Raw genomic sequence first — 24584 nt, 5'->3', positions numbered from 1 at the left:
TAGATGGACTTACGTTGTCAAACCCTCCTGCGCGGCGAAGCGGCGCACCACGTCAGGCCGGTTCACGAGCTTCGGCGGGTAGCCGGGCCCCAGTCGTGCACGGGTGTTCTCGGCGGTGAGCGGCGCGGCGCAGTGCGCGCAGACGACCTCGGCGTGCGTATCGCGCCCGCAGGTCTCGTGGTGGAGGACGATGGGCGGCCCGGCCTCCTCGGCGAGCCAGCGGTCGCCCCAGCGCGACATCGCCGCGAGCACACCGTAGAAATCCGCGCCCTTCTCGGTCAGGACGTAGTCGTAACGGACCGGGTCGGCCTGGTAGGCGCGCTTTTCCAGCAGCCCCTCCCCGACCAGGCGGCGCAGCCGGTCGGCGAGGGTGTTCCGCGCGATACCGAGCTCCTGCTGGAACTCGTCGAACCGGCGGATCCCGTAGAAGGCCTCCCGCAGGACCAGCGGCGTCCACCAGTCGCCGAGCAGGTCCATGGTGCGCGCGATCGAACACGGCCACTGCGCGAACGAAGTCCGTTTCATGCCCGCGAGCCTACGCCCGGCGAAATTGATCCGGTCATTCCTCCACCTATTCTCCGGCGCTCAGGCGCTGGCCCGAAATGTTGCGATCCGGTCAAGAAGATCCCGCGCATTAATGTCACCCACCCGCCTCCGCACGCTTTCCGACAGCGGCCGCAAACGGTCTAGTGTCCGGGCGGAACGGATTCCGTCCGCGATCTCCATCGCGGCGAGACCGACCTCCGCCGCGCGGTCGAGGTCGCCTTCCAGCGCGTGGTCGACCGCCAGCCAGATCATCGTCAGCGACCGGCTGCGCACCATGTCCGGGCCGTAGCCGTCGATAGCCTCGGTGAGCGCGGGGATGGCCTCCCGGCTGTGCCGGACATCGACGAGCCTGGCGAGTTCGGTGCGCACCGTGCCGATCATCGCGGCGAGGTCATTAGCCGTGAAGAAGGCGGACCACGACGGGACCGCGTCCCCGACGGACTCCGCGAACTGTTCCGGGGCAAGGGAAAGCTTGTCCAGCGCCCGGCGCACGTCACCGAGCAGCGCATAAGCCCAAGCCTCGTTCGCCGACAGGATCGCCTGCGACAACGACCTTCCCGCCCGGCGCGCCGCGACCTGCCCATGACCGAACTGCTCGAGCGCCTCCGCCGGAGTGCGATGATGCAGATACATCCGGCCGAGCCGGTAACGGACGTTGGCGACGAGGTCGTCGTTGCCCGCCTCCGCCGCGAGCCCGAGCGCGCAGCGGAAGTGCCGCTCCGCCCGGACAGGGCGGCCGGAGTCGAATTCCGTCCAGCCCCTCAGGTTGTGCAGATCCGCGACCACTCCCGCCAGCCGCCTGGCCAGCTGATCGGACATCATTCCCCGTCGCAGTGCCGAACCATAGGGCTCGAGCACGCGCAGCAGTTCCCGGCAGGACCCGCCGCCTTCCCGGTAGTCGCGCGCCCGGAGCGCGGCGATGACGCCCTCCAGCCGGTCGATATCGGGCCGCCCGACGCGCAGCGGCAACCGGTCGATCACGGCGACGCGCCTGGTCGACGCACCGGAATGGTGACGGTGATTCGTACGCCCATTATCGCTCCCTCCCGATCCACAACGATCAAGCTCGTCAAGGTCCAGGACGGAGCAACGCCGATCTCCTGGAATACGCGAACGACGCACAATGATGCTAACCACGACAAATACCGATGCACTCCGCCGAACGGTTGGCTATTTTCATTCACCGGAATATGCACGTGCGGAATCTCTTTCTTTTGCACGAATGATCGCATTCCCGGCTTGCTCACCCCACGTGCCCGGCAGGAACCGTCCGTGAGCACCTGAGACGCAGCTCTCAGCCGAACGTGTGAACCTTGTCAACTCGGGTCACGAAAAGGCTTCACATTGCGTTATCAATAGCTGAAGATCAACAGCAACCGAACGTAAGGGGCTGAAGCGTTGGACAAGGAAAGCGACCTCATCCGGGGGACGATCGTCTTCGGCCTGCGCACTTTCGGTGCGGACCCGCTCCCAGTCCAGGCCGATCTCGAATACGACCCGGAGGATCCCTACGCCGTCGTGGTGGCCTACCACTCGGGCGGGGGGACGGTTCGGTGGATGTTCGGCCGTGACCTCCTCGCTGACGGACTCCTCACTCCATCGGGTGAGGGCGACGTGATCATCAGCCCGGCGGACGACACCTCGATCGTGATCTTCGCCCTCAGCGCGCCCGACGGCTGCGCGGTCCTCGAAGCCCCGGCACAGGAACTGGCCGAATTCCTCGACCGCACCTACGACATCGTGCCCGCCGGCTCCGAGCCGGAATGGTTCGACTTCGACCAGGAGATCGGCAAACTCGTCACCGAGTCCTGATCGCCGGCGGGATGCTCGCGAACGCGGCGCCCGATCCGCACTGCCGCAATTCCGGGACCACGAGGTCGGTGAACAGCCGGACAGGGCGAGCACCCCTTCGCAGCTTGCCGTGCTGTCCGAATAGGACGTCACGATGTTCCAGGCGATCCGGCCCTTGGTCGCACAGCAGCGGATCGTTCACCGGGACGGGTCGACAAGGTCTCACCACCCGGGAGCCGGGTGGCGGCACCGTCCGCGCGGTGCCGCCGCCCGCGCCGGGTCAGCCGAGTTCGCGGAGACCCGGGACGACCTGCTCGGAGAACGAGCGCAGGAACCGCTCCTGATCGTGGCCGGGGCCGTGGAAGACGAGGTGGTTGAAGCCCGCCTCGACGTACGGCTTGATCTGCTCGACGGCGTCGGCCGGGTCGGAGGTGACGATCCAGCGGCGAGCGACCTGCTCGATCGGCAGCGCGTCCGCGGCCTTCTCCATTTCGGCCGGGTCCTCGATGCCCGCCTTCTGCTCCGGCGTCAGCGAGAGCGGCGCCCAGAACCGGGTGTTCTCCAGCGCCTGCGCCGGATCCGGGTCGTAGGACAGCTTGATCTCGATCATCTTGTCGATGTCGCCGGTGCCGCGGCCGACCTGCTCCGCGCCTTCCGCGACCGCGGGCAGCAGCTTCTCGGTGTAAAGCTCCATCCCCTTGCCGCTGGTGCAGATGAAGCCGTCACCCTGCTTGCCGACGTATTTCGCCATCACCGGGCCGCCTGCCGCGATGTAGATCGGCACGCCGCCCTCGGGACGGTCGTAGACGGTGGCGTCGGTGGTCTGGAAGTACTCGCCCTCGAACGTGACGCGCTCTTCCGTCCACAGTTTGCGCATCAGCTCGATCGCCTCGCGCAGCCGTGCGAACCGCTCCTTGAACGCGGGCCACTCGATGCGGGCGACCGCGACCTCGTTGAGAGCCTCGCCGCTGCCGACACCGAGCAGTACGCGGCCCGGGTACAGGCTGCCGAGGGTGCCGAACGCCTGTGCCACCACGGCAGGGTTGTAGCGGAAGGTCGCCGTCAGCACACTGGTGCCGAGAACGACCCTCTCGGTGCGTTCGCCGACCGCCGCCATCCACGCGAACGAGAACGGCGCGTGCCCGCCCTGGTGCCGCCAGGGCTGGAAATGGTCGCTGACCATCACGCTGTCCAGCCCGACCTGCTCGGCGAGCACGGAGTACTCGACGAGGTCGCGCGGGCCGAATTGCTCGGCCGACGCCTTGTAACCGATCTTCAGTGCCATCCGGGGTCACCACCTGGGCTCTTGGGTTGTTCCGCTCTTCACCTTGGCACAGAGTCGATCAGCTCCGCCCATGCCTCGACCGAGTGAAGGGTGTCGGGAACACCACTGTGCGGAGGGGAATGCGGTGCGGAACCGCCGGATCGTGGAAAGACCCCGTACCCACCCTCGCCTTCCGGGACCGGCACGTGGTGATGAACTGTGCCGTTTGCGCCGTCACCTGTGCGTCGTGCTGGGCGGAGTTGTGATCGGGGAGTCGAACCCCACGCTGCCCGCCACGTGCCAGGAGGTGGGCCGGAGTACCGCCGGCCCTCGGCTTGTGCCCGCTTCCCGGAGGGCTACCTGCTTTCCACGTTCAGTCCAGGAGATCGGTCTCCCAGTTGGTGCGCTGGATCTCGACGTCGACCACCCGGATCTCCCCCGCGACACGGTCCGCGCGGGACCGCAGTTCCGCGACCGGAAGCGCGGAGAGATACCGGAGTTCCGAACGGAGCTGGCGGCCGTAGCCGCCCTGGTTGCGACCGGCCGCGGCGTCGGCGGCCGCGGTGAGCACCCCGTGCCGGAGGCGGAGGACGTCGCGGCGCGCGATCGCGTCGGTGATCGTGCCGTCCCCGAGCGAGGTCGCGGCGTTGGTCCGGTTGATCCGCTGGATCAGCGATTCCAGTTCGTCCAAAGCGGTTTCGGCCTCGACGAGTAGTGCGGACGCGTCTTCCGACGGTTCCTCGCCCTCTTGGTGCCGCGCGTTGTCGACGATCCGGGAGCGCAGTGCCTCCACCTTCTTGGTCGCGTCGGCGCGCAAGGCGAGCGCTTCGGCCAGCTTGATCCGGGACATGCCGGGAAGTATCGCCAAGATCGAAGACCGCCGCATCCCGTTTTCAGCCCGCCAGGGAATGCCTCCGGTAGGAGGAGTCCGGCTCGACGAACTCGATGCCGTTCTCGTCGAGCGCGTTGAAGACGGTGAACCGGCCCCGCGGGAAGACAAACCCGAGCGCCACCATGCGTCCGGCCATGTCCCGGCTGACGGATTGCAGGAGCTCGACATCCTGCAGTACCTGACCCTCCAAAGCGGACAGTTCCGGGTGGACGTCCTGCCGCCACCGGAGCGGGCTGGGCTCGGCCGGGTCACCCCAGTCCCATGCGGACCTGCCGTACGGGTCGATCGTGTTCCAGGTCAGGGAAAGCTCGTCGAACTTCCAGTGCGTGATCTCCAGCCGCTCGGCACCGAAGTCCACCACCACGGGCGCGTCCGAAAGCCACTCGGCGTACTCGACGAACCAGGTGAGGTGGACGCGCTGGAGCCGTTCGCCCACCAACGCGCGCAAACGATCCCCGTGCGCCCTCCGGATCGTCTCGAGTCCGGAGAGCCACACGGGTGCATAACCTTCGATGTCGAAGAACGCCACCGAAGGAGTATGGCCGGTCAGTCGTAGGACAGCGCTTCCACCAGTTCGCCGCTGTCCGGGTTGGGCAGCGCCCTCGCCACGTCGGCCTGCGCCACGATGCCGACCAGCTTGTGGCCGTCGATCACCGGCAGACGCCGGACCTTGTGGTTCGCCATGGTGCGCATGATCGCCTCGGCGTCGTCGTCGGCGCCGATCGTCACCGCCTCGCCCTGAGCGAGTTCCGAGGCGTGCAGCGCCCTCGGGTCCTTGCCTTCGGCGAGGACCTTCACCACGATGTCGCGGTCGGTCAGCATGCCCTTGAGCTTGCCGTCCTCACCGCAGATCGGCAGCGCGCCGACCGACTCGGCGGCCATCTTCTTCGCGGCGTCGAGCACGGTGTCGGACGCGGACACACAGGTCGCGTCGGCGGTCATGATCTCTCGTGCCGTGGTCATCCCTTCGCTCCTTTCGTCAGGATCCGCCTACGGATACCCGCCATCCGCGAGCCGACACCTCAGGCCGCAGACGGTTCGAGGAGGATCTTGACCGCGCCCTCCTGCTTCTTCTGGAAGATCTCGTAGGCGTGCGGTGCCTGCGCCAGCGGCAGCTTGTGCGTCGCGAAGCCCTCGACACCGAGCGGGTCGGCGGGGTCGGCGATCAGCGGCATGAGGTCGTCGAGCCAGTGCCGGACGTTGGCCTGCCCCATCCGCAAGGTGATCTGCTTGTCGAAGAGATCCATCATCGGCAGCGGGTCGACCATGCCGCCGTAGACGCCGCTCAGCGAGATCGTGCCGCCGCGCCGGACACAGTCGATGGCCGCGTACAGCACGCTGAGCCGGTCGATCGCGGCCTTCTCGGTGATCTTCGCGCCGATCGGATCGGGCAGGAGACCGACGAGATTCTGCGCCAGCCGCCCGACCGGGGCACCGTGCGCCTCCATCCCGACGGCGTCGATCACCGAGTCCGCGCCCCGGCCGCCGGTGGTCTCGCGGATGAGGTCGCCGAGACGCTTGTGCTCCCGCGTGTCGTAGGTGACGGCGCCGGTCAAGGCGGCCTTCGCGAGCCGTTCGGGCACCAGGTCGATGCCGATCACCTTGCCCGCGCCCCGGTGTTTCGCGATCCGGCAGCAGAACTGGCCGATCGGGCCGAGCCCGAAGACCACGACCGTGCCGCCTTCGGGGATGTTCGCGTAATCGACGGCCTGCCAAGCCGTGGGCACGACGTCCGAGAGGTACACGAATCGCTCGTCCGGCGGGCCGTCCGGCACCTTGATCGGGCCGTACTGGGCCTGCGGGACCCGCAGGTATTCGGCCTGGCCGCCGGGGACCTGGCCGTAGAGCTTGGTGTAGCCGAGCAGTGCCGCGCCCTTGCCGTGGTCGGTGACCTGCGTGGTCTCGCACTGCGATTGCAGACCGCGGTCGCACATGAAGCAGTGGCCGCAGGAGATGTTGAAGGGCACCACGACCCGGTCACCGGGTTTCAGGTTCGTCACTTCGGCGCCGACCTCTTCGACGACGCCCATCGGCTCGTGCCCGAGAATGTCGCCCTCGTCGATGAAAGCGCCGAGGACCTCGTAAAGGTGCAGGTCAGAGCCGCAGATACCGGTCGAGGTGATGCGTACGATGGCGTCGGTCGGCTCGACCAGCTTCGGATCCGGGACGGTGTCCACCCGGACATCACGTTTCCCGTGCCAGGTGACGGCCTTCATGGTGCTCCCTTCGGCGAGTGGACCAGTTCTCCGCCGGATGCCCGTCCGCGCATCCGGCAAACCTCGCCGCTCCGTGCCACCGTGGAATCATGCGAACCCGGATGATCGCCGTCGCCGTCGACTGCCGTGAGGCCGAAGCACTGGCCGCGTTCTGGAAGGAAGCACTCGGCTATCCCGAAACCGAACGCTGGACCGACGGTCACGGCGTGACCTATGTCGAGTTGAAGAGCCCGGACGTGCCGAGCCTGCTCTTCCAGCCGGTCCCCGAGGGGAAGTCGGGCAAGAACCGGCTGCACCTCGACCTCGCCCCCACCGAACTCGAGCAACGCGAGGAGGTCGCGAGGCTCGTGTCACTCGGTGCCAGGATCGTCGAGGACCCCGAATCGGATCACTGGGTGGTCATGGCCGACCCGGAGGACAACGAATTCTGCGTGTTGCCGCGCCGTTGAGCAGCGCGGCTCCGCCGGGGCTCAAGCCGCCTGATCGCCTGCCCGGACCGACGGCTCGGAATGCAGCCCCAGCATCTCCAGCAGCATCCGGCAATCCGTCGCGTCGCGGGCGTTCCCGACGACCGCTTCGGTCGCCTTGCGCAGCACCGCGGCCCGCACGGCCGTCGGGCCGCCGTCGGCCAGTTCTTCCACCGGACGAAGTCCCTCGATCGGGTTCCCCATGACCCACCTCCACCTTCCCTTTCGTTGATACCTGATCCGGGCCGGGAAGACACCCTCTCTCCGTGCTGTTCCGGCGGCGCCCCCGCCGATTTCTCCCTAGACTGGCGCCATTCGTACGAGTGGACGGAGCGGGAACTGACCACCGAGTTGCGCGGGGAGATCGTGACGCTGACCCCGGTCACCGAAGCCCACGTCGCCGATCTGCGGCGGATCCGAGGCACGGCCGAGGTCGGGGCTCGCTGGGGTTCGGTCGATGACTCCCCCACCTGGCCGTTCGACGACCCCACGACGGCCTGCTTCACCGTCCTCGAGGAAGGCGTCGTCCGCGGTTTCGTCCAATACGGCGAGGAGGAGGACCCGATGTACCGGCACGCGTCGGTCGATCTGTTCCTCGATCCGGCCGCGCACGGCCGCGGGCTGGGCACGGACACCGTCCGCACGATGGCCCGCCACCTGCTGCACGATCGCGGGCACCACCGGCTGGTGATCGATCCCGCCGTGGACAACGACGCCGCCATCCGCTGCTACAAGGCCGTCGGCTTCCGCGAGGTCGGGGTGATGCGCGGCTACGAACGCGACACCGATGGCGACGGCTGGCACGACGGGCTGTTGATGGATTTGCTCGCCGAAGACCTCACGTAACGCGTCAGCGCGACTCCGAGCAGCACCACCGCCATCCCGGCGAGCACCCGCGGGCCGAGGTCCTCGCCGAGCACGATCGCGCCCAGCGCGACCGAGACGACCGGCAGCAGGTAGCCGACGGTCGCCGCGGAAGTGGCGCCTTCGTCGGCGATGAGCCGGTAGTTGAGGTAGAACGTGACGCCGGTGCCGAAGATGCCGAGGACGACGACGGCGATCAACGCGGTCACGTTCAGCGGTCCGGCCGGTGCCGCGTCGAACGGCAGGGCGAGCGCGCTCAACCCGGTGGCGGTCAGCAGTTGAGCGGCGGAGATCGCGATCGGGCCGCCTTCGCCGACGAGTTTCCTTCCCATGTAAGCGAAAGCGATGGCGTAGCTGATGCCGGCGCCGAGCAGGGCCAGTGTCCCCCAGCCGAGCAGGCCGCTTTTCTGCCAGGGCGCGAAGATCAGCAGGATGCCGCTGAAACCGAGGATCAGCCCGCCCATCCGGAACACGGTGATCCGGCGTTCGGTGCCGATCCCGATGCCGATCAGCAACGACCACAACGGGGTCGTCGCGTTCATCACCCCCGCGACACCGGAGTCGACGGTCAGTTCACCGACGCTGAACAACGCGAACGGCAAGGCGTTGCAGAAGAAGGCGGCGACGAGGAGCCTGCCCCAGATCCGGCGGCCGCGCGGGAGGCGTTGCCCGGCCCAGCGGCTCAGCACGAGAAGGACGGCCGCGCCGAGGGCGCAGCGGATGACGGTGACCTGAACGGGCGGAAGCCCGGTCAGCGCGAGTTTGATCCAGAGGAACCCCGATCCCCACAACAGGGCGAGAACACCCATCCGGACCAGGGTTCCCGGCGCGCCGATGCCCACTTGTTTCCTTTCGCCGGGCCGCTTCGATACCTCTCCAAGCTGCCTCGGGCGACTCGTCAGGACAAGTGAAAAGATCTACACCGACGTTAAGCGCTCCTACATGTTCCGAAAGGGTCCCGGTCGTGGCCGCCGGGAAAGGCGGCCACGACCGGTTTCCGAGGAGATCAGTACTCGCCCGGTTGTTCGCAAGGCGGAACAGGGCCTGCTCACATTTCGCGGTCGCGCATGATCCACCTCCCTTTCGACTGGCGCACCGGTGGGGAACGGGCGCGTTCTCGCTCAGTTTGCGGGCTGTCTTCGCACCTCCGCACACCCGGTGTCCGTGTTGTGACCCAGGCAATGGGAAGGTTGTGGCACGATCTGCCGCGAAGCGGGGAGAAAGGTGCTTCTGGTGACCGAGAATTCCGGCTCCGCCAGATCCGGTGAGACCGGGAAAGCACGCGCGGAACCGAGACCGGTTTCCACGGCCGCGTTGACGTTCGGGCGCGCACTGCGACAGCGGAGGCAGGACGTCGGACTGGCGTTGCGCGATCTCCAGAAACTCGCCTATGTCGACAAAAGTCTGATCAGCCGGGTCGAACGCGGCCTCACCCCGCCGAGCGCGGAATTCGCCGCGGCCTGCGATCGCGCGCTGGGGGCCGGCGGGACGCTGATCGTGCTCGCCGAAGCCGCCCGCGCCGAACCGTATGTGCACCTTCCACCGCCGCCGGGCCATTTCGTCGGCCGTGCGGAACATTTCGCCCTGCTCGACGAAAAAGTGTTCACCGAAGCGGCCAAAGTGGTCTTCGTCGCCGGGCCGCCCGGCGTCGGGAAGACGGCGCTCGTCCTGCATTGGGCGAACCGGCGCCAGGAGGAGTTCGACAGCGTCCTCTGGTCGGATCTGCGCGGCTACGCGGCGGGCTCCCCCGCGCAACCCGCCGACATCCTCGACGACCTCCTGCGCTGCCTCGGTGTCCGCCCCGACCGCATCCCCGCCGAGGAGCACATGCGGCTCGCGCTCCTGCGCGGCCTGTTGCGCGGCCAGCGCACGCTCGTGGTGCTGGACAACGCCCTCGACTCGCAGCAGGTGCGGCTGGTGCTGCCCGGCACGCCGGACACCACCGTGCTGATCACCAGCAGACGCCGGCTGTCCGGACTGGTCGTCGGCAGCGGCGCGGTCCAGGTTTCCTTGGAACCGCTGGAAGAACTCGAAGCGACGCGACTCATGGCCGACCTCATCGGCGACGAACGCGCGGCGGGCGATCCCGAAGGTGTCGGCAGGCTCGTCCGGCTGTGCGCGGCGCTGCCACTCGCGGTGAACATCGCCGCCGAACGGGTCGCCACGCATCCGCATCAGAGTGTCGGCGAGCTCGCCCGCGAACTCGTCGCCGAGGGGCGGCGGCTGGAACTGCTCGCGGTCGACGACGACGCGGTCGGCGTCCGGGCCGCGTTCAGCTGGTCCTACCGCGCGCTGGAGGCCGACACCGCCCGCATGTTCCGGCTGCTCGGCCTCCACCCCGGCCCGCGGTTCACCGCGGGCGCGGCGGCCGCACTCGCCGGGCTGCCCGAACACGACGCGCGCCGGCTTCTCGACAAACTCGTGCAGGCCCATCTCGTCCAGCAGATCGGCGCGCGGTACTACCGCTTCCATGACCTGCTCCGCGTCTACGCCGCCGAAGAAGCCGCAGCCGGGCAATGGCGGGACGAGCGGCAGGCGGCGGTCTCCCGGCTGACCCACTGGTACCTCCACGCGGCCAACGCGGCGAGCTGGACGCTCACCCCGGCCCGTGACCACCACGTCGACCTCGGTCCCGCACCCGAAGGCGTCGAGCCGCTCCGGTTCGCCACCTTCGACGAGGCCTACATCTGGTGCGCGTCGGAGATGCCGAGCATCACCGGCGTCGCCCGGCTGGCGCTGGACCACGGGTTGTACGAGATCGGCTGGCGGCTGCCGGTGGAACTGTTCGACTACCACCTGCTCGGCAGGCCATGGCAGACGTGGATCTCCAGCCACGAAGTCGCGATCGAGTCCGCGAAGGCGGGCGACGACCTCGGCGGACTGGCGTGGTCGGCGATCAACCTCGCCGAGGCGCACCGGCGGCGCGGCGACCTCGACCGAGCGCACGAACTGTTCGGCCAAGCCGTCGAGATCGCCGATGAGATCGGCGAGAACCCGAGCCTCGGCTGGGCGCTGGTCGGGCTCGGGAACATCGCGCACGAGCGGGAGGACTACGCCGAAGCCGTGCGGCTGGCCGAAAAGAGCGTCGAGGTGAACGCGCGGATCGGCTACCGGCTCGGTGAAGCGACCGCGCGGGTCCACCTCGGCCGTGCGTACCGCGATCTCGGCGAACGCGACCTCGCTCTCGACCACGGCCTCCGCGCCTTCGAGGCGTACGCGAAGGACGCGGACCAGCACGGCATGGGTTTCGCGCTGGTGCCGCTCGCCAGGACCAGCCGCCGGTTCGGCGATCTGGACCAGGCGCTCGCGTACTGCGAGCAGGCGCTGACCGCCTACCGGAACTGCGGCGACGTCTGGGGGCAGGCCGACGCACTCGACGAACGCGGCTGCGCGCTGGCCGCGCGGGGGCGGGCCGATGAGGCCATGACCGCCTGGCGCGACGCGCTCCAGCTCGTCATGGATCTCGACGACCGGAAGGCGAGCGTGCTGCGGGGCCGCCTCGAAGGCGCGGTTTAGAGCGCGTTGAAGTACATGAAGGACCCCTTCCTGTTCTAGGCGCCAGGGTCCCGGCAACGTCGAATATCCGCTTGTCGGTGTCGCTCTTGATGATTCGAACCGGATATCGTCGACTGTCCGAAGGGGCAGAGCTTGAGTGGCCGTTCGGCTTACGCTGCCATGTCCGGTTTTCGACTGGGGTCGTGAGTGGCGATTCGGGTTCTAACCCGAATCGCCACTCACGACCCCTCCGCAAACAACGCCTTCAGCTCCGGCCTAGAGCTTCACCGGCAGGTTGTGCAGGCCGCGGGTGATCGCGCTCGGCCACCACACGAGCCGGTCTTCCGGCACGGTCAGCGTCATCGACGGCGCGCGGCCGAACAGCGTCTCCAGGGCCGCGGACGCCTGCATGCGCGCGAGCGCGGCGCCGATGCAGATATGCGGGCCGACGCCGAAGGCCACGTGCCGCACCGGCCGCTCGCCAGGGCGGAAGGCGAGCGGTTCGGGGTGGACCTCCGGATCGCGGTTGGCCGCCAGCAACGACAACAGGATCGGATCGCCCGCTTCCATCCGCTGCCCGGCGAGTTCCATCGGCTCGGTGACGAACCGCCAGCTGGTGTTCTGCAGCGGGGTGTCGCGGCGCAGGACCTCTTCGATGACGAGCGTCAGATACGAGCCGTCGGCGCGGGCGCGGGCCGCCTCCTCCGGATGTGTGATGAGGGTCAGCGCGGTGGACGCGATGAGGCTGATCGTCGTCTCGTGCCCGGCGATCAGGGAGAGGAACGCCGTCGCGGCGACCTCTTCGTCGGTCAGCTTCCCGGCGGCTTCCTGCGTGAGCAGGTCGCTGATCAGGTCCGCCCCGGGTTCGGCGCGTTTGCGGGCGACGACGTCGGCGAGCAACGCGTCCAGATCGTCGGTCGCCTTGAGCATCGACGCCATGTCGGTGACGTCGCCGGCGGCGACCACCAGCGCCGGCGGGCGGACCTCGTCCAGCAGGGTGTCCGGGATGCCGATCAGCTCGCAGATCGAGCGGATTCCCAGCGGGTACGCGAAATCCTCGACGAGGTCGCCCTCACCCCGGTCCAGGATCGGGTCCAGCAGTTCGTTCGCGAGCCGATGCGTGCGGTCGCGCATATGCTGCAACCGCCGCGGGCCGAACGCGCCGGCGCAGGCCTTGCGCAGCCGCGCGTGCTCCTCGCCCTCGAAGTTGTTCATATGCCCGATGAGCGACGGCCGGTGGTCGGCGGGCAGGCCCAGGTTGGCCTTGCGCCAGTGTTCCGCCGCGACGGACGGGCATTTGGACAACCGGGGATCGGCCATCGCGGAGACGACGTCCGCGTGCCGGGTCAGCAGCCAGGTCCAGGTGTCGCCGGGGAGCGGGAGCCGGAACGCCGGGGCGTTCGCCCGGAGCCATTCGTATGCGGGCGAGGGATCCCTGTCGAATTCCGGGCCGAACATCACGGGGACCGCGGCGTCGTCGTATGCGGCATCAGGCATACGAGTCACCATGCCAGCTTGTGGCGGTATCGCGTCCGGCGAACGCAGGCATCGGCCTGTCTCACGCGATCGTCAACGCGGTCCCCCTGTCACCCCCTCGTGGTGACCCAGCAAGATCGAGCGGGTGCGGTGTGTGACGGATGGAGGTGACCCTCGTCAGCGAGTTCACCGAGCACGACCGTGACCCGGTCTCGGAGCGCCCGCGCGGTTCGCTCCGGGGTTTCGCCGACACCGTCGGCCTCGCCGCCGCCCGCGTCTGGCGGCTGCGCGGTCGCGCTTGGAACACCCTGCGGCATCCGGCGGGATGGGAACTGTGGCGGCTGCCGCCCGCGGCGGTCTTCTGGATGCTCGGCACCGAGATCGCGGTCGCCGTCTGGGCCCTGTACAGCGGTTTCAAGGACTCCGTCACCGCCACGGACCTCGTCCGTTTCGGTGTGATCGCCGGCTGCACGATCTGGTATCTCGTCCAGACGCAGCATCCCGAGGAACAGCGCCGCGCCGACGACCGGCGCGGCGAGCACATCGACCAGACCGCCGTCTGGCTGGGCAGCGCGGCCGTCCTGCTGCCGCCCACGTTGTCGCTCGTGCTGCTGCTGATGGTGCGCGTGCAGCGCTACTCCATCGCGCACAAGGCGATGACGACGTTCCTCTTCACCACCGCCGCGCACGCCGTGTCCATCCTGGGCGTGCACACGATCACCGAACTGACGTCACTGCACGCCTGGCTCGCTTCGGGCACGCTCCCCCAGCGGGCCGAGGACATCGTGATGGCCGCCGTCGCGCTGGTGGGCGCCGCGCTCTGGTACTTCGCGTCGCAAACCCTCCTGATCAGCATCGCGCGCGGCCTGGCGTGGGGCGGCTGGCGGCGGCAGAAGCTGATCGGCAGCTGGGCCGACAACGCGGACTTCGTCTACGCGCTGCAACTGGCCGCGTGCACCACGATCCTCGGCGCGGTCAACATCGCACTGGTGCCGCTGGTAATGATCGGTGTCGCGCTGCGCTCGACCCGGCTCTCGCAGGCGCTCGCGGACACGATCGCGCGCAGCCAGCGTGACCGGAAGACCGGGCTGCTCACCGAGGACTCCTTCCACGCCCCTGCCGCCCTGCGGCTGCTCGAAGACCAGACCGACCGGCGGCCGACCGCGTTCCTGATGCTGGACCTCGACCACTTCAAGCAGTGGAACGACAAGTACGGGCATTCCGGCGGCGACATCGTGCTCGGCTGCGTCAGCGCCGTGCTGCGGCAGAACACCCGCGCCACCGACGTCGTCGGGCGGTGGGGTGGCGAGGAGTTCGCGGTACTGCTGCCGGACACCACCCGCGAAGTGGCGATGCGGATCGCCGAGCGGATCCGGGAGGCCGTCGCGAAGACCGCCATCACCGGCCTGACCGAGCTCGCCAGCGGACACGCCACCAACGAACCCCGCGCGGTGGGACCGATCCTCGGCTGCACCGTGTCGATCGGCGTCGGGCTCTCGCCCGAGCACTCGACGGACTACGGCGAGCTGTTCCGTGCGGCCGACTCGGCGATGTACCAAGCGAAACGGAACGGGCGCAACCGCGTGGTCATGGCGCCTTCCGTCGTTCCTCCTTCGCCGCGGGCCCCGATGTCGCCCTTGAGCAGGGCCGGAGACTCACGCCGGGATTGACGTAACTCGCGTGTCCAGGCGCGTAACTCACGTGATTGGAGCCGTAACTCGTGAGTTACGGCTCCAATCACGTGAGTTACGCCTTCAATCACGCGAGTTACGTCTTGAAGCCCGCGTCAGCGGCGGGTCACGAGGCGAGTCTCGAGCAGGTCGTCGACCACGCGGGTCTCCACGCCGGTCCGCCGTTCGAACGCGGATCCGCGCAACGGCCACAGCGCGACCAGCACGATGCCCACCGCGGCGAGCGCGGCCAGCACCAGCGCGGCGACGAACTGGGCGGCGCCGTCGGTCGCCGTGCTCAGCACCGCGAAGCCGATCAGGACGATCCCGGTGGGCAGCACCGTGGCCAGCGCCACCAGCGCGGCCGGGGTGCGGCGCAGGTCTCGGCGCCGGGTGGTCAGCCAGGCGGCGAGAAGGCAGGCGAACGACGCGCCCAGGAGGCAGGCGCCCGCCGTGTCACTGAGCCGGTGCCAGCCCAGCGCGATGGTCGACGACGCGACCCAGGCGACGGCGACCCCGCCGATCCCGACGATCACCGGGCGAAACCGTTGGGGCAGAACCAAAGCGAGGGCCATCAGAATGGCCATGGCGGCGCTGACGTGTCCGCTCGGGAAACTGTTGTGCCCCGGCCCGCGACCGCCGTCGGGCAGTTCGGGGCGGACGAGGACGTAGAGCTTGAGCAACTGCGCGGCGACGAGCGGGAGCACGAGCACGCTCAGCGCGGGGATCAGAAGGCCGGGTTTGCGCCGGAGCAGCGCCAGTACGACGAGCACGATCCCGGCGGCGCCGATGACGAGCACCATGTCCTGATCGCGCAGCGGTCCCGACCAGTCCATTGTGGACCACCGACCGGACTGCGCGCTGCGGACGACGCCGTTTTCCGCGAGCTGCCCGGCCGACGTGTGCACGAAGAGCACGTAGGTCACGACGAACGCGGCGGCCAGTCCCAGTCCGGTGGCGAGCTGGAACACTGCTCTGGACAGGGTGCGCCTCGGCTCGGCGTGCCGTCCCGGCAGCGGACGGTGGGCGGGGGTCGGCTTCGCTTCGTGGGTGAGTAGGGCCATGCGTCTCACTGTCCCCACGCCGTTTAGCCGGGAGGTCCGGACAATGTCATGGTTCTGCTACAAGATCGAGCCGAGTCGCACACGCGCGGCGACATCCGAATAATGGCGGCGTGGCAAGTGTCCTTTTGATCGAAGACGACGCGTCCGTCCGGGAGGGGCTGGAACTCGCGCTGCGCCGGCAGGCGCATACCGTCCACACCGCCGAGAGCGGTGAGCTCGGGCTGGAGAAACTGCGGGTGTTCCAGCCCGACATCGTCGTGCTGGACCTGATGCTCCCCGGGATCGACGGCTTCGAGACCTGCCGCCGCATCCGCTCGGCCGGTGAGGTGCCGATCATCATGCTCACCGCCCGCAGCGACGACTTCGACATCGTGGCCGGCCTGGAGGCGGGCGCCGACGACTACGTGACCAAGCCGATCGAACCCCGCGTGCTCGACGCCCGGATCCGGGCCGTGCTGCGGCGCGCGGTGAGTGAGAAACCCGCGAACGACGACGAACCCGGCGGGGAACGGCACGGCCGTCTGGTCATCGACCGGGCCGGGCTGGTGGTCACGAAGAACGGCGAGCCGGTCTCGCTGACCCCGACCGAGCTGAAGCTGCTGCTGGAGCTCTCGCGCACGCCGGGGCAGGTCTACAGCCGCCAGCAGATCCTCTCCGCCGTCTGGGATCACGACTACCTCGGCGACTCGCGGCTGGTCGACGCCTGTGTCCAGCGGCTGCGCGCGAAGATCGAAGACGTGCCCGCGAAACCCGAACACGTCCAGACCGTCCGTGGCTTCGGGTACCGATTCGGCCGTTCATGAGGCTGCTCTCCGGGCTGCGGCCCCGGCTCATCCTGGCCTTCGCGGCGATGACGATCATCGGGGCGGCGGCCACGGCGGGGGTCAGTTACGTCTCGGCGAGGAACGCGATCCTCAAATCCGTCCAAGACGCGGCGATGGACCAGCTGAAGGACCGGGTCAGCGCCTACAGCCGCCCGTTGTCCACGCCGCCGACACAGGAACAGCTCAACGACTTCGCGGGCAGCCTGCGGTTGAACGCGGTCGCGGTCTACCGGAACCTGCGGTCGGTCAACGGCCCGGATCTGACCACCTTCTCTCCCGAGCTGCGGCAGAGCATCGCGAACAACACCCGGATCCAGTTCCAGCGGGTGAACCGCGACGCCAGCCCGGAACCCATCCCCGAACTCCTGGTCGGCCTGCCGGTGCTGGTGCGGCAGCCGGACGGGTTGATGGGGCCCAGCGGCGTCGAGGTGTACTCGCTCACCTCTCTCGTCCAGCAGCAAAAGGCCATCGAAGAACTCGCGAGATCCGCCTGGCAGACGGCCGCGCTGGTGCTGCCGCTGGCCGCCGCGCTCGCCCTGCTCGCGGCGAGACAGGTGCTGCGGCCCGTCCGGGCGCTCAACACCGCCGCCGCCCAGCTCGGCGAAGGCAGGCTCGACGTCCGGCTGCCCGCCAAGGGATCCGACGAGCTGGCCGAACTGGTCACCACGTTCAACAACACCGCCGCCGAGCTGGAACGTACGGTCGGCGAGCTGAAAGCCATGGAGGCCGACGCGCGCCGGTTCGTCGCCGACGTCTCGCACGAGCTCCGCACACCGCTCGCGGCGATGAACGCGGTCACCGATGTCCTGGACGAGGACGCGGAGACGCTGCCGCCGGACACCGCCGTCGCGGCGCGGCTGGTCTCGGGCGAGACCCGCAGGCTGACCCGGCTCGTCCAGGACCTGGTGGAGATCTCCCGGTTCGACGCGGGCCGCGCCGAACTCGTGCTCGACGAATGGGATCTCGCGACGGCGATCCGGGACAGCCTCGACGCGCGCGGCTGGCGCGACGGCGAAGACCTGGTCACCGACCTGCCGGAAGGCGTTCTCGCCCGGGTGGACCGGCGGCGGCTCGACTTGATCGTGGCCAACCTCGTCGGCAACGCGTTCCGGCACGGCGCGGCCCCGGTCGAAGTCCGCCTGCGCGCCGGCGACGACGGCGTCACGCTGGAGGTCGAAGATCACGGGCCGGGGATCGATCCCGAGGTCCTGCCGCATGTGTTCGACCGGTTCACCAAGGCCGACACCGCCCGCGCCCGCTCCGAGGGCAGCGGGCTGGGACTGGCGATCGCGCTGGAGAACGCCCGCCTGCACGGCGGTGACCTCACCGCCGCCGACACCGGGCACGGCGCCCGGTTCGTCCTGCGCCTGCCGCACCGGACCGAAGGAGGGACGCGATGAGGAGGATCCGGGCGCTGGCCGCGCTCGCGGCCGCGGCGCTGGTGGCGGCCTGCGGCGTCCAGCCGACCGGCGTCGTCCCGGCCGGGCCGGGGCCGTCGATCCGCGCCACCACGGGGCCGAACGTGGGCAACGGTCTGACGCTGTACTTCGTCTCCGACGGCCGGGTCATCCCGGTGACGCGGCCCACCGAAGGTTTCATGTCACCCGAAGGCGCGCTCACGATGCTGCTGAAGGGACCGACGGAGCGGGAAGCCGCGCAGGGGCTCACCACGTTCGTCCCGGCGGAGGTGGGGCGGGTCGAGGTGTACTCGGGCGATCCGACCGCCATCGTGCTGCCGTTCAGTATGCGAAAACTGTCGAATCAGGCCATCAACCAGCTGGTCTGCACCACGATCGCGGCCTCGGCGGCGACCACGCGGACTCCGAGCTCCTCGGGAGTGAACGTGACCTCGCCGGACGGGGACATGTACTTCCAGTCCTGCAAAGCGGACTGACTTCGTCACTCACGGTGGTCACATAAAAGCACTTCTTGTGTCGGTACGGCTGTGAGCCTCTTTTGGTTCAACGATCAAGGTAACTGTGGGCGAACACACTCGGGCGTGACATTGCCGTGTCCTTTTCGTAATGTTGCCCGGAGCTCGCGGCCCCCGACGCGAGTTCCCGTCCCCGAAGTGGTGAGTGATCAGAGAAATGGCCGGCAGACATCGCAAGAACAAGGCTCCGCAGTGGAAGCTCCCCGCGGGTATCGCGGCAGCGGTCGCCACGGCGCTCCCGGCGTCGATGTGGCTGACCACCGCAGGTTCCCCTGACGTCGAAGCGGCAAGTGCCGCGCTCGCGCTGCAGGCTCCCCCGGTCTCCAGCGTGACTCCCCCGCCGTCGACCAGCAGCACCCCGCCCTCCTCCAGCACGACGACCCCGCCGCCGTCGACCTCCTCGGCTCCCCCGAAGCCGACGACGTCGACCAAGGCCCCCGCGCCGGTCAAGAAGACCGTGCCCGCCGCGACGGCGTGTTCGACCGACCTCGCCGGCACCAAGCCGCATGTGGCCCAGGTCGGAAACCACGTCAAGGCGAAGTTCGGCGTCAAGAACGTCGGCGGCGTCGCCGGCCGGGCGAACGCCAGCGACCACCCCTCCGGCCTCGCGCTGGACTTCATGGTGGACACCGCCACCGGCAACGCCATCGCCGAGTACCTCCTGGCCAACCAGAAGGACTTCGGCGTCACCTACGTCATCTGGCGCCAGCGCTACAACGACGGCAGCGGCTGGGACACCATGGAGGACCGCGGCGGCGCGACCGCCAACCACATGGACCACGTGCACGTCTCCTTCGCCAAGGGCGCGAAGGTCAACGTCAGCTGCTAGCGCCGCGGAGCGGACCGCTCGCCGGGCTGGATCACGGGTCGCCCCACGACCTCTTCCACGCCTTTGACGGCGAGCCGGTCCGCTCGCTCGTTCTCCGGATGCCCGGCGTGGCCCTTGACCCAGTGCCATTCGACGTCGTGCTTCGAAGCGGCTTCGTCGAGACGGCGCCACAGATCGGCGTTCTTGACCGGTGTCTTGGCCGAGGTCATCCAGCCGTTGTTCTTCCAGTTCCGCACCCAGCTGGTGATGCCGTTCCGGACGTAGGTGCTGTCGGTGTAGATGTCGACCGCGACCCGGCGCTTCAGGCTTTCCAGCGCCTCGATGGGCGCGGTCAGTTCCATCCGGTTGTTCGTGGTCGGCCCGGGATCCCCGCCGTAGATCTCCTTCTCGACCGTGCCGTACCGCAGCAGCGCGCCCCAGCCGCCGGGACCGGGATTCCCGCTGCACGCACCATCGGTGTAGATCTCGACTTCCGCCACCGGGACACCCTAGCGACGGGGTTCAGTCCGGCAGGAGCGGCACCCACGGCTCCTCGGCCTGCCCGAGATGCACCGCGCGCGTGATGGACTTCGAGCCGAACCGGTCCCGGACGGTGTCGAGCGTCGCGTCGAGCTGGTCCCTCGGCTTCGCCCCGAACGGCAAGGCCAGCTGGATGGCGTCGTCCTTCGACAGGTTCGTGAGCGCGAGCCCGATCAGCGTGAGCCCGCGTTCGTCGATCAGCGGTCTCGCCGCGGCGAGCAGGCCACGGGCCGCCGCGACGACCGCACCGGTCTGTTCGGTCGCCTCCAGCAGGGTGTGCGAACGCGTCGCTTTGGTGAAATCGCCGAACCGCATCCGCAGCACGACGGTGCGGCACACCCGGTGCGCCGAACGCAGACGGCGGGACAGGCGATCGGCCAGCGTCAGCAGCGTCGCGTCGAGTTCCGCGGGCGAACGCGGCCTGCTGCCGAGCGCGCGCTGCGCCCCGATCGAGCGGCGACGGCGGCCGGTCTGCACGCGCCGGGGGTCGTCGTTGTGGGACAGGGCGTGCAGGTGGGCGCCGACGCCGCGGCCGAGCATCCGGACGAGTTCCTTCTCCCCGAAGCCTTCCATCTGCCCGACCGTCGTCACGCCGCGCTCGCGGAGCTTCTGCGCCGTCACCTTGCCCACGCCCCACAACCGCTCGACCGGGAGCGGATGCAGGAACTCCAGCTCCTTGTCGTGCGGCACGACGAGGAGACCGTCGGGTTTCGCGACGCCGCTGGCCACCTTCGCGAGGAACTTCGTCCTCGCGACGCCGACGGTGATCGGCAGGCCGACCTGCTCCAGGACGTCCTTCCGCAGCTTCGCGGCGATCCGGCTCGGCGTGCCCGCGATCTTCAGCAGCCCGCCGACGTCGAGGAAGGCCTCGTCGATCGAGATGCCTTCCACCAGCGGCGTCGTGTTGCCGAAGACCTCGAAGACCGCCTTGCTCGCCTCGGAATACGCGCGCATCCGAGGCGGGACCACGATCGCGTGCGGGCACAGCCGCCGCGCCTGGCCGCCGCCCATCGCCGTGCGGACGCCGTACGCCTTGGCCTCGTAACTGGCCGCCAGGACGACGCCCCCGCCGACGATGACCGGACGTCCGCGCAGGCTCGGGTCGTCACGCTGCTCGACCGACGCGTAGAACGAATCCAGGTCGGCGTGCAGGATAGGACCCTCGGGCGTCATAGAACGTATGTTCGCATCGAACGGCCCACGGGCCAAGCCGCCCGATCAGTCGAACGGCGGTCCGGAGCGGGAAACCCGGTGCTTGAAGACCTCCCCGTCCAGGATCTCGGCGGAATACGTCGGCCTCGGCGAGATCGCGCGCCACGCGTTCAGCACCTCCTCCGACTCCCAGTACTCGAAGATGTTCACCCGGCCTGGCTCGAGCGTGTCCGCCGAGATCACCACGTCGAGACATCCGGGGTGGGCCCGCGCCTTCTCGACGATCACCTGGTGCCCGGCCACGTACCGGTCCCGCTCCTCCGGGTCGACGTACACCTTGCCCGCAACGATCACGGTCATCTCGCTATCCCTTCGTTCGGTCCTTCACCCCACCGACGAACGCGAACGACGGGAACCGACACGGGCGCGAAAGAAATCCGTCACCGATCGCCCGCCCGCGAAACACCAGATCGCGATCACCGGATCGCAGATCGCGCAGCCGAACGAAGAATGCCCGGCGAACGGGATGATCGGGGCGCCCTTGAGGTGATGCACGACGTCCCAGCCGGTGTGCAGCAGCCAGGCGATACCGATGAACGTCCAGGACTCGAGGCCGCGGTAAGCCACATAGGTCACGACGGCGGTGAACGCGAACTCCCAGATCCCGAGGCCGCCTCCGCTCAGATAGGCGGCTCCGGCGCCCGCCACCATGACCGCGTTGAAACGGCGGCGATGTGGCTCGTGGATCAGCGACATCAGCACGACGTAGAGGAGGCCGACGAGAATCGGCGCGATGATCATCATGGTTCGACGCTAGAAGCGGGCGGAGCCCGGTCCCAGTGGCGCGAACGACGCCTTCCAACGGGATCTCGCCACCGGGCGGGTAGGTTGCGGTCATGTACACCGTCGCCGTCCTCGCGCTGGACAAGGTGATCCCGTTCGACCTCTCGACACCGATCGAGGTCTTCACCAGGACGCGGCTCGCCGACGGGAGCGCGGGCTATCGGGTCATCGTCTGCGCCGAACAGCCGGACGTCGACGCGGGGCACTTCACTCTGCGCGCCCCGTGGGGGCTGGAGGCGCTGCGCGAAGCCGACACGATCATCGTCCCCGGCACCGCCGACCCCACCGGACCGTTGCCGGAAGCCGTCCACGACGCGCTCACCTCGGCCGCCGAAAGAGGTACGCGGATCGCCTCGATCTGTTCCGGGACCTTCATCCTCGCCGCCGCGGGCCTGCTCGACGGGCTTCGCGCCACCACCCACTGGGTCGCCGCCGAGACTTTGGCCGCCGCGTACCCGGAGGTCGACGTCGATCCGGACGTGCTCTACGTCGACAACGGGCAGATCCTGACGTCGGCGGGCGCCGCCGCGGGCCTGGACCTGTGCCTGCACCTGATCCGCCGGGACCACGGCTCCGCGATCGCGGCCGATGCCGCCCGCCTTTCCGTGATGGCGCTGGAACGCGAAGGCGGACAGGCACAATTCATCGCGTTGCGGCATCCTCCCGCTCCCCGCGGCTCGGCGCTGGAACCCACTTTGCTCTGGATGCAGGAAAACCTCGCGCGCGAGCTGACACTGGCCGACATCGCCGCACACGCGGGGATGAGTACGCGCACGCTCATCCGGCACTTCCGTGAACAGACGGGGACGACACCGTTGCAGTGGCTGCACCGGACGCGTGTCCGGCAGGCACAACATCTGCTGGAGACCACCCAGTACGCCGTCGAACGGATCGGCGCCGAAGTCGGTTTCGGTTCGCCCACCGCGTTCCGCGACCGGTTCAAGCGCACGACCGGCGTCAGCCCCGGCACTTATCGACGCGCTTTCCGTTAAGCGGCAAGGGCCAGCGCGGTGTCCGAGGCGCGCACGCGGGCCTGTTCGGCGAACCGCCTTCGGGCGGCGACGACTCTGAGCCATCGTTCCGAACGCTCGGCGTCCAGTGCGGAGGTCGCGCGGGCGAGCACCTCGGCGGCGTGCGCGGCGGAATCGATCTCCGCGGCGGCGCCGAGGTAGTCGCCCGCCTCGATCAGCTTGTAGGCGTGGCGCATCTCGGTCTGCGCGGTCGAGTAGATGGCGTAGGCGGCCAGGTTGTTCGCCAGCGGGCCCAGTGAATGCGACATCGGATTCTCCGTTCCTTCTCTTACCCACACGTCGAACGGGCCCTCGGTGGTTCGACACGGCGGCCGGATTTTTCTCGAGGGTTGCGCAAAGTGGCCGCCTCACGACAGCCTGAAGCGCATGCCAGCACGGGCGGCGTCGTTCCGCAGCGTCTTCGCGGTCGCCGGATTCCGCCGGATCTGGCTCGCGCATCTGCTCTCGGTCGCCGGTGACCAGCTGGCCAGGGTCGCCCTCACGGTGCTGGTGTTCGACCGGACGTCCTCGGCGGGCTGGGCTTCGGCCGCGTACGCGCTGACGTTCGTGCCCGATCTCCTCGGCGGCGCGCTGGGCGGCATCGCGGACCGGTTCTCGCGGCGCACCGTGATGGTGGTGACCGATGTCGGCCGGGCGGTCCTGATCGCGCTGATGGCGGTGCCCGGTCTGCCGTTGCCCGCCGCGGCCGCGCTGTTGTTCGTCGTGCAGCTCATGGCCGGGCCGTTCCACGCGGCCCGACAGGCGATGCTGCCGGACCTGCTCGATCCGGACCGGCTGGTCGTCGGACAGGCCGTCATCTCCTCCACCTACCAAGCCGGGCTCGTGGTCGGCTTCGGCGCGGGAGCCGCAGTCGTCACCAGCCTCGGCGTACCCGGCGCGCTGCTGATCGACGCGGGCACGTTCGCGCTTTCCGCGCTCATGCTCCACTTCGGGCTCGAACGGTTCCCACCGTCGGCACCGAGCCATCACAAGCGCCCGTCCCTGATCGCGGGCTGCCGTCTGGTGGCGCGCGACCGTAAGCTGCGCTGGCTGCTGCTCATCGCCTGCTGCTGCGGTTTCTACGTCGTACCCGAAGGCCTCGCCGTCCCGGTCGCCGCCGAACTGGGCGGCGCGGACGCGCTGCCGTGGCTGCTGGCCGCGAACCCGGTCGGTTCGGTGCTCGGCGGGATCCTGCTGAGCCGGATCCCGCGGGAACGGCAGGTCAAGGTGCTGGGCGCGTTGACGGTGGCGAGCAGCCTGGTGCTGATCCCGACCGGCTGGGCGCCGGGCCTGGTCACGATCGTCGTGCTGTGGACGCTCTCGGGGGTGTTCTCCGCGCACGACATGATCACTCAGACGCAGTACAGCCTCGCCGCGCCGGCCGCCCATCGCGGCCAGGTGATCGGGGTCGCGATAGCGGCGTTGCGGGCGGCTCAGGCGGCCGGGATCGCGGCGGCCGGGCTGTTGGCCCAGCTCGTCGCGCCGACCACCGTGGTCACCGTCGCGGCGGGCGCGGGCGTGGCCGCCGCGTGCGTCGCCGGGGCGGGCTGGTCACGGGCGGTGTCGTCCCGCCGCGGCCCGGAGGAATCCGAAGATCCCGCGGGTCCGGCCGGCGGGACGACACCCGTTGGCGAGCACGGTTCCTGACACATCACGTCCAGTTGTTGTCACGACGGGTCGTCCAGTTGTTGTCACGCATTACGTTCACCTCCTTTCGTGGAGCCGCACG

The 24584-nt window shown here is 69.1% G+C and carries 27 protein-coding genes; 11 read left to right on the top strand and 16 right to left on the bottom strand.

From position 1 onward, the window contains the following. Window positions 1-9 precede the first annotated feature (9 nt). On the bottom strand, window positions 10-525 hold the full coding sequence (locus DL990_RS12335) for a helix-turn-helix domain-containing protein (protein WP_125798723.1): 516 nt from the start codon (window positions 523-525) through the stop codon (window positions 10-12). A 60-nt stretch (window positions 526-585) separates the two neighbouring features. Continuing rightward, on the bottom strand, window positions 586-1509 hold the full coding sequence (locus DL990_RS12330) for a tol-pal system YbgF family protein (RefSeq protein WP_125788352.1): 924 nt from the start codon (window positions 1507-1509) through the stop codon (window positions 586-588). A 435-nt stretch (window positions 1510-1944) separates the two neighbouring features. Between DL990_RS12330 and DL990_RS12325 the strand changes: the two genes are divergently transcribed. After that, entirely contained in the window at window positions 1945-2358 is a 414-nt protein-coding gene (locus DL990_RS12325) for an SsgA family sporulation/cell division regulator (protein ID WP_125788323.1), read from the top strand. Between the two features lie 259 nt (window positions 2359-2617). Here DL990_RS12325 and fgd read toward each other — a convergent pair whose 3' ends face one another. The 5 genes from fgd to DL990_RS12300 all read right to left on the bottom strand — a co-directional run bounded on the left by fgd (window position 2618) and on the right by DL990_RS12300 (window position 6709). Beyond that, complete coding sequence (gene fgd, locus DL990_RS12320; RefSeq protein WP_125788324.1) at window positions 2618-3622, bottom strand: glucose-6-phosphate dehydrogenase (coenzyme-F420); 1005 nt, start codon at window positions 3620-3622, stop codon at window positions 2618-2620. Window positions 3623-3974: 352 nt separating this feature from the next. Next, entirely contained in the window at window positions 3975-4451 is a 477-nt protein-coding gene (locus tag DL990_RS12315; protein WP_233620446.1) for a DIP1984 family protein, read from the bottom strand. 43 nt (window positions 4452-4494) lie between these two features. Then, window positions 4495-5022 carry a hypothetical protein gene (locus DL990_RS12310; protein ID WP_125788325.1) on the bottom strand — a complete coding sequence of 176 codons (528 nt, stop codon included), beginning with the start codon at window positions 5020-5022 and terminating at the stop codon, window positions 4495-4497. A gap of 17 nt (window positions 5023-5039) precedes the next feature. Continuing rightward, window positions 5040-5456 (bottom strand): CBS domain-containing protein, encoded by a 417-nt coding sequence (locus DL990_RS12305; RefSeq protein WP_125788326.1) that lies wholly within the window; start codon window positions 5454-5456, stop codon window positions 5040-5042. A 59-nt stretch (window positions 5457-5515) separates the two neighbouring features. Next, a complete protein-coding gene (locus tag DL990_RS12300) occupies window positions 5516-6709 on the bottom strand; it encodes a zinc-dependent alcohol dehydrogenase (protein ID WP_125798722.1) in 1194 nt (397 codons plus the stop codon). Between the two features lie 89 nt (window positions 6710-6798). On the opposite strand from DL990_RS12300, the gene DL990_RS12295 reads away from it, so the two are divergent. Continuing rightward, on the top strand, window positions 6799-7158 hold the full coding sequence (locus tag DL990_RS12295; RefSeq protein ID WP_125788328.1) for a VOC family protein: 360 nt from the start codon (window positions 6799-6801) through the stop codon (window positions 7156-7158). 21 nt (window positions 7159-7179) lie between these two features. Here the strand turns inward: DL990_RS12295 and DL990_RS12290 are convergent, their stop codons facing one another. Continuing rightward, window positions 7180-7380, bottom strand: a complete 201-nt coding sequence (locus DL990_RS12290) for a hypothetical protein (protein WP_125788329.1) — start codon at window positions 7378-7380, stop codon at window positions 7180-7182. A 135-nt stretch (window positions 7381-7515) separates the two neighbouring features. On the opposite strand from DL990_RS12290, the gene DL990_RS12285 reads away from it, so the two are divergent. Next, a complete protein-coding gene (locus DL990_RS12285; protein WP_370308573.1) occupies window positions 7516-8022 on the top strand; it encodes a GNAT family N-acetyltransferase in 507 nt (168 codons plus the stop codon). On the opposite strand, the gene DL990_RS12280 is transcribed toward DL990_RS12285, so the two are convergent. Next, window positions 7947-8882 (bottom strand): DMT family transporter, encoded by a 936-nt coding sequence (locus DL990_RS12280; protein WP_125788330.1) that lies wholly within the window; start codon window positions 8880-8882, stop codon window positions 7947-7949. The genes DL990_RS12285 and DL990_RS12280 overlap by 76 nt on opposite strands. A 391-nt stretch (window positions 8883-9273) precedes the next feature. On the opposite strand from DL990_RS12280, the gene DL990_RS12270 reads away from it, so the two are divergent. After that, on the top strand, window positions 9274-11556 hold the full coding sequence (locus tag DL990_RS12270) for a helix-turn-helix domain-containing protein (protein ID WP_233620445.1): 2283 nt from the start codon (window positions 9274-9276) through the stop codon (window positions 11554-11556). Window positions 11557-11811: 255 nt separating this feature from the next. Here DL990_RS12270 and DL990_RS12265 read toward each other — a convergent pair whose 3' ends face one another. After that, a complete protein-coding gene (locus DL990_RS12265) occupies window positions 11812-13032 on the bottom strand; it encodes a cytochrome P450 (protein WP_125788332.1) in 1221 nt (406 codons plus the stop codon). Window positions 13033-13172: 140 nt separating this feature from the next. On the opposite strand from DL990_RS12265, the gene DL990_RS12260 reads away from it, so the two are divergent. Beyond that, entirely contained in the window at window positions 13173-14681 is a 1509-nt protein-coding gene (locus DL990_RS12260) for a diguanylate cyclase (protein ID WP_125798720.1), read from the top strand. A 116-nt stretch (window positions 14682-14797) separates the two neighbouring features. On the opposite strand, the gene DL990_RS12255 is transcribed toward DL990_RS12260, so the two are convergent. Then, window positions 14798-15745 (bottom strand): phosphatase PAP2 family protein, encoded by a 948-nt coding sequence (locus tag DL990_RS12255; RefSeq protein WP_125788334.1) that lies wholly within the window; start codon window positions 15743-15745, stop codon window positions 14798-14800. 110 nt (window positions 15746-15855) lie between these two features. Between DL990_RS12255 and DL990_RS12250 the strand changes: the two genes are divergently transcribed. The 4 genes from DL990_RS12250 to DL990_RS12235 all read left to right on the top strand — a co-directional run bounded on the left by DL990_RS12250 (window position 15856) and on the right by DL990_RS12235 (window position 19331). Beyond that, a complete protein-coding gene (locus tag DL990_RS12250) occupies window positions 15856-16548 on the top strand; it encodes a response regulator transcription factor (protein ID WP_125788335.1) in 693 nt (230 codons plus the stop codon). Next, window positions 16545-17969, top strand: coding sequence for a HAMP domain-containing sensor histidine kinase (locus DL990_RS12245; RefSeq protein ID WP_125798719.1), 1425 nt, complete (start codon window positions 16545-16547; stop codon window positions 17967-17969). Before DL990_RS12250 ends, DL990_RS12245 begins: the two co-directional genes overlap by 4 nt. Continuing rightward, the gene (locus DL990_RS12240; RefSeq protein WP_125798718.1) at window positions 17966-18463 is read left to right on the top strand and encodes a hypothetical protein; all 498 of its coding nucleotides are present in this window, start codon (window positions 17966-17968) and stop codon (window positions 18461-18463) included. Before DL990_RS12245 ends, DL990_RS12240 begins: the two co-directional genes overlap by 4 nt. 196 nt (window positions 18464-18659) lie before the next feature. Then, complete coding sequence (locus tag DL990_RS12235; RefSeq protein ID WP_125788338.1) at window positions 18660-19331, top strand: hypothetical protein; 672 nt, start codon at window positions 18660-18662, stop codon at window positions 19329-19331. On the opposite strand, the gene rnhA is transcribed toward DL990_RS12235, so the two are convergent. The 4 genes from rnhA to DL990_RS12215 are packed head-to-tail and all read right to left on the bottom strand — an operon-like array spanning window position 19328 to window position 21806. After that, window positions 19328-19810, bottom strand: coding sequence for a ribonuclease HI (rnhA, locus tag DL990_RS12230; protein ID WP_125788339.1), 483 nt, complete (start codon window positions 19808-19810; stop codon window positions 19328-19330). The genes DL990_RS12235 and rnhA overlap by 4 nt on opposite strands. Before the next feature lie 22 nt (window positions 19811-19832). Next, window positions 19833-21023 (bottom strand): DNA polymerase IV, encoded by a 1191-nt coding sequence (gene dinB / locus DL990_RS12225; protein ID WP_125788340.1) that lies wholly within the window; start codon window positions 21021-21023, stop codon window positions 19833-19835. A 45-nt stretch (window positions 21024-21068) separates the two neighbouring features. Further along, a complete protein-coding gene (locus DL990_RS12220; protein ID WP_125798717.1) occupies window positions 21069-21362 on the bottom strand; it encodes a putative quinol monooxygenase in 294 nt (97 codons plus the stop codon). 24 nt (window positions 21363-21386) lie between these two features. After that, entirely contained in the window at window positions 21387-21806 is a 420-nt protein-coding gene (locus tag DL990_RS12215; protein ID WP_125798716.1) for a DUF6010 family protein, read from the bottom strand. Window positions 21807-21898: 92 nt separating this feature from the next. Here DL990_RS12215 and DL990_RS12210 point away from each other — a divergent pair, with 92 nt between their 5' ends. Further along, a complete protein-coding gene (locus DL990_RS12210) occupies window positions 21899-22837 on the top strand; it encodes a GlxA family transcriptional regulator (RefSeq protein WP_125798715.1) in 939 nt (312 codons plus the stop codon). On the opposite strand, the gene DL990_RS12205 is transcribed toward DL990_RS12210, so the two are convergent. Next, on the bottom strand, window positions 22834-23124 hold the full coding sequence (locus tag DL990_RS12205) for a hypothetical protein (protein ID WP_125798714.1): 291 nt from the start codon (window positions 23122-23124) through the stop codon (window positions 22834-22836). The genes DL990_RS12210 and DL990_RS12205 overlap by 4 nt on opposite strands. Before the next feature lie 118 nt (window positions 23125-23242). Here DL990_RS12205 and DL990_RS12200 point away from each other — a divergent pair, with 118 nt between their 5' ends. Beyond that, on the top strand, window positions 23243-24502 hold the full coding sequence (locus tag DL990_RS12200) for an MFS transporter (protein ID WP_125798713.1): 1260 nt from the start codon (window positions 23243-23245) through the stop codon (window positions 24500-24502). The last annotated feature ends 82 nt before the right edge of the window (window positions 24503-24584 follow it).

It is taken from the genome of Amycolatopsis sp. WAC 01416 (assembly GCF_003947485.1).
GTDB lineage: Bacteria > Actinomycetota > Actinomycetes > Mycobacteriales > Pseudonocardiaceae > Amycolatopsis.
Note: the sequence above shows the minus strand (reverse complement) of the source record. Positions and strands in the feature narration are given on the sequence as shown.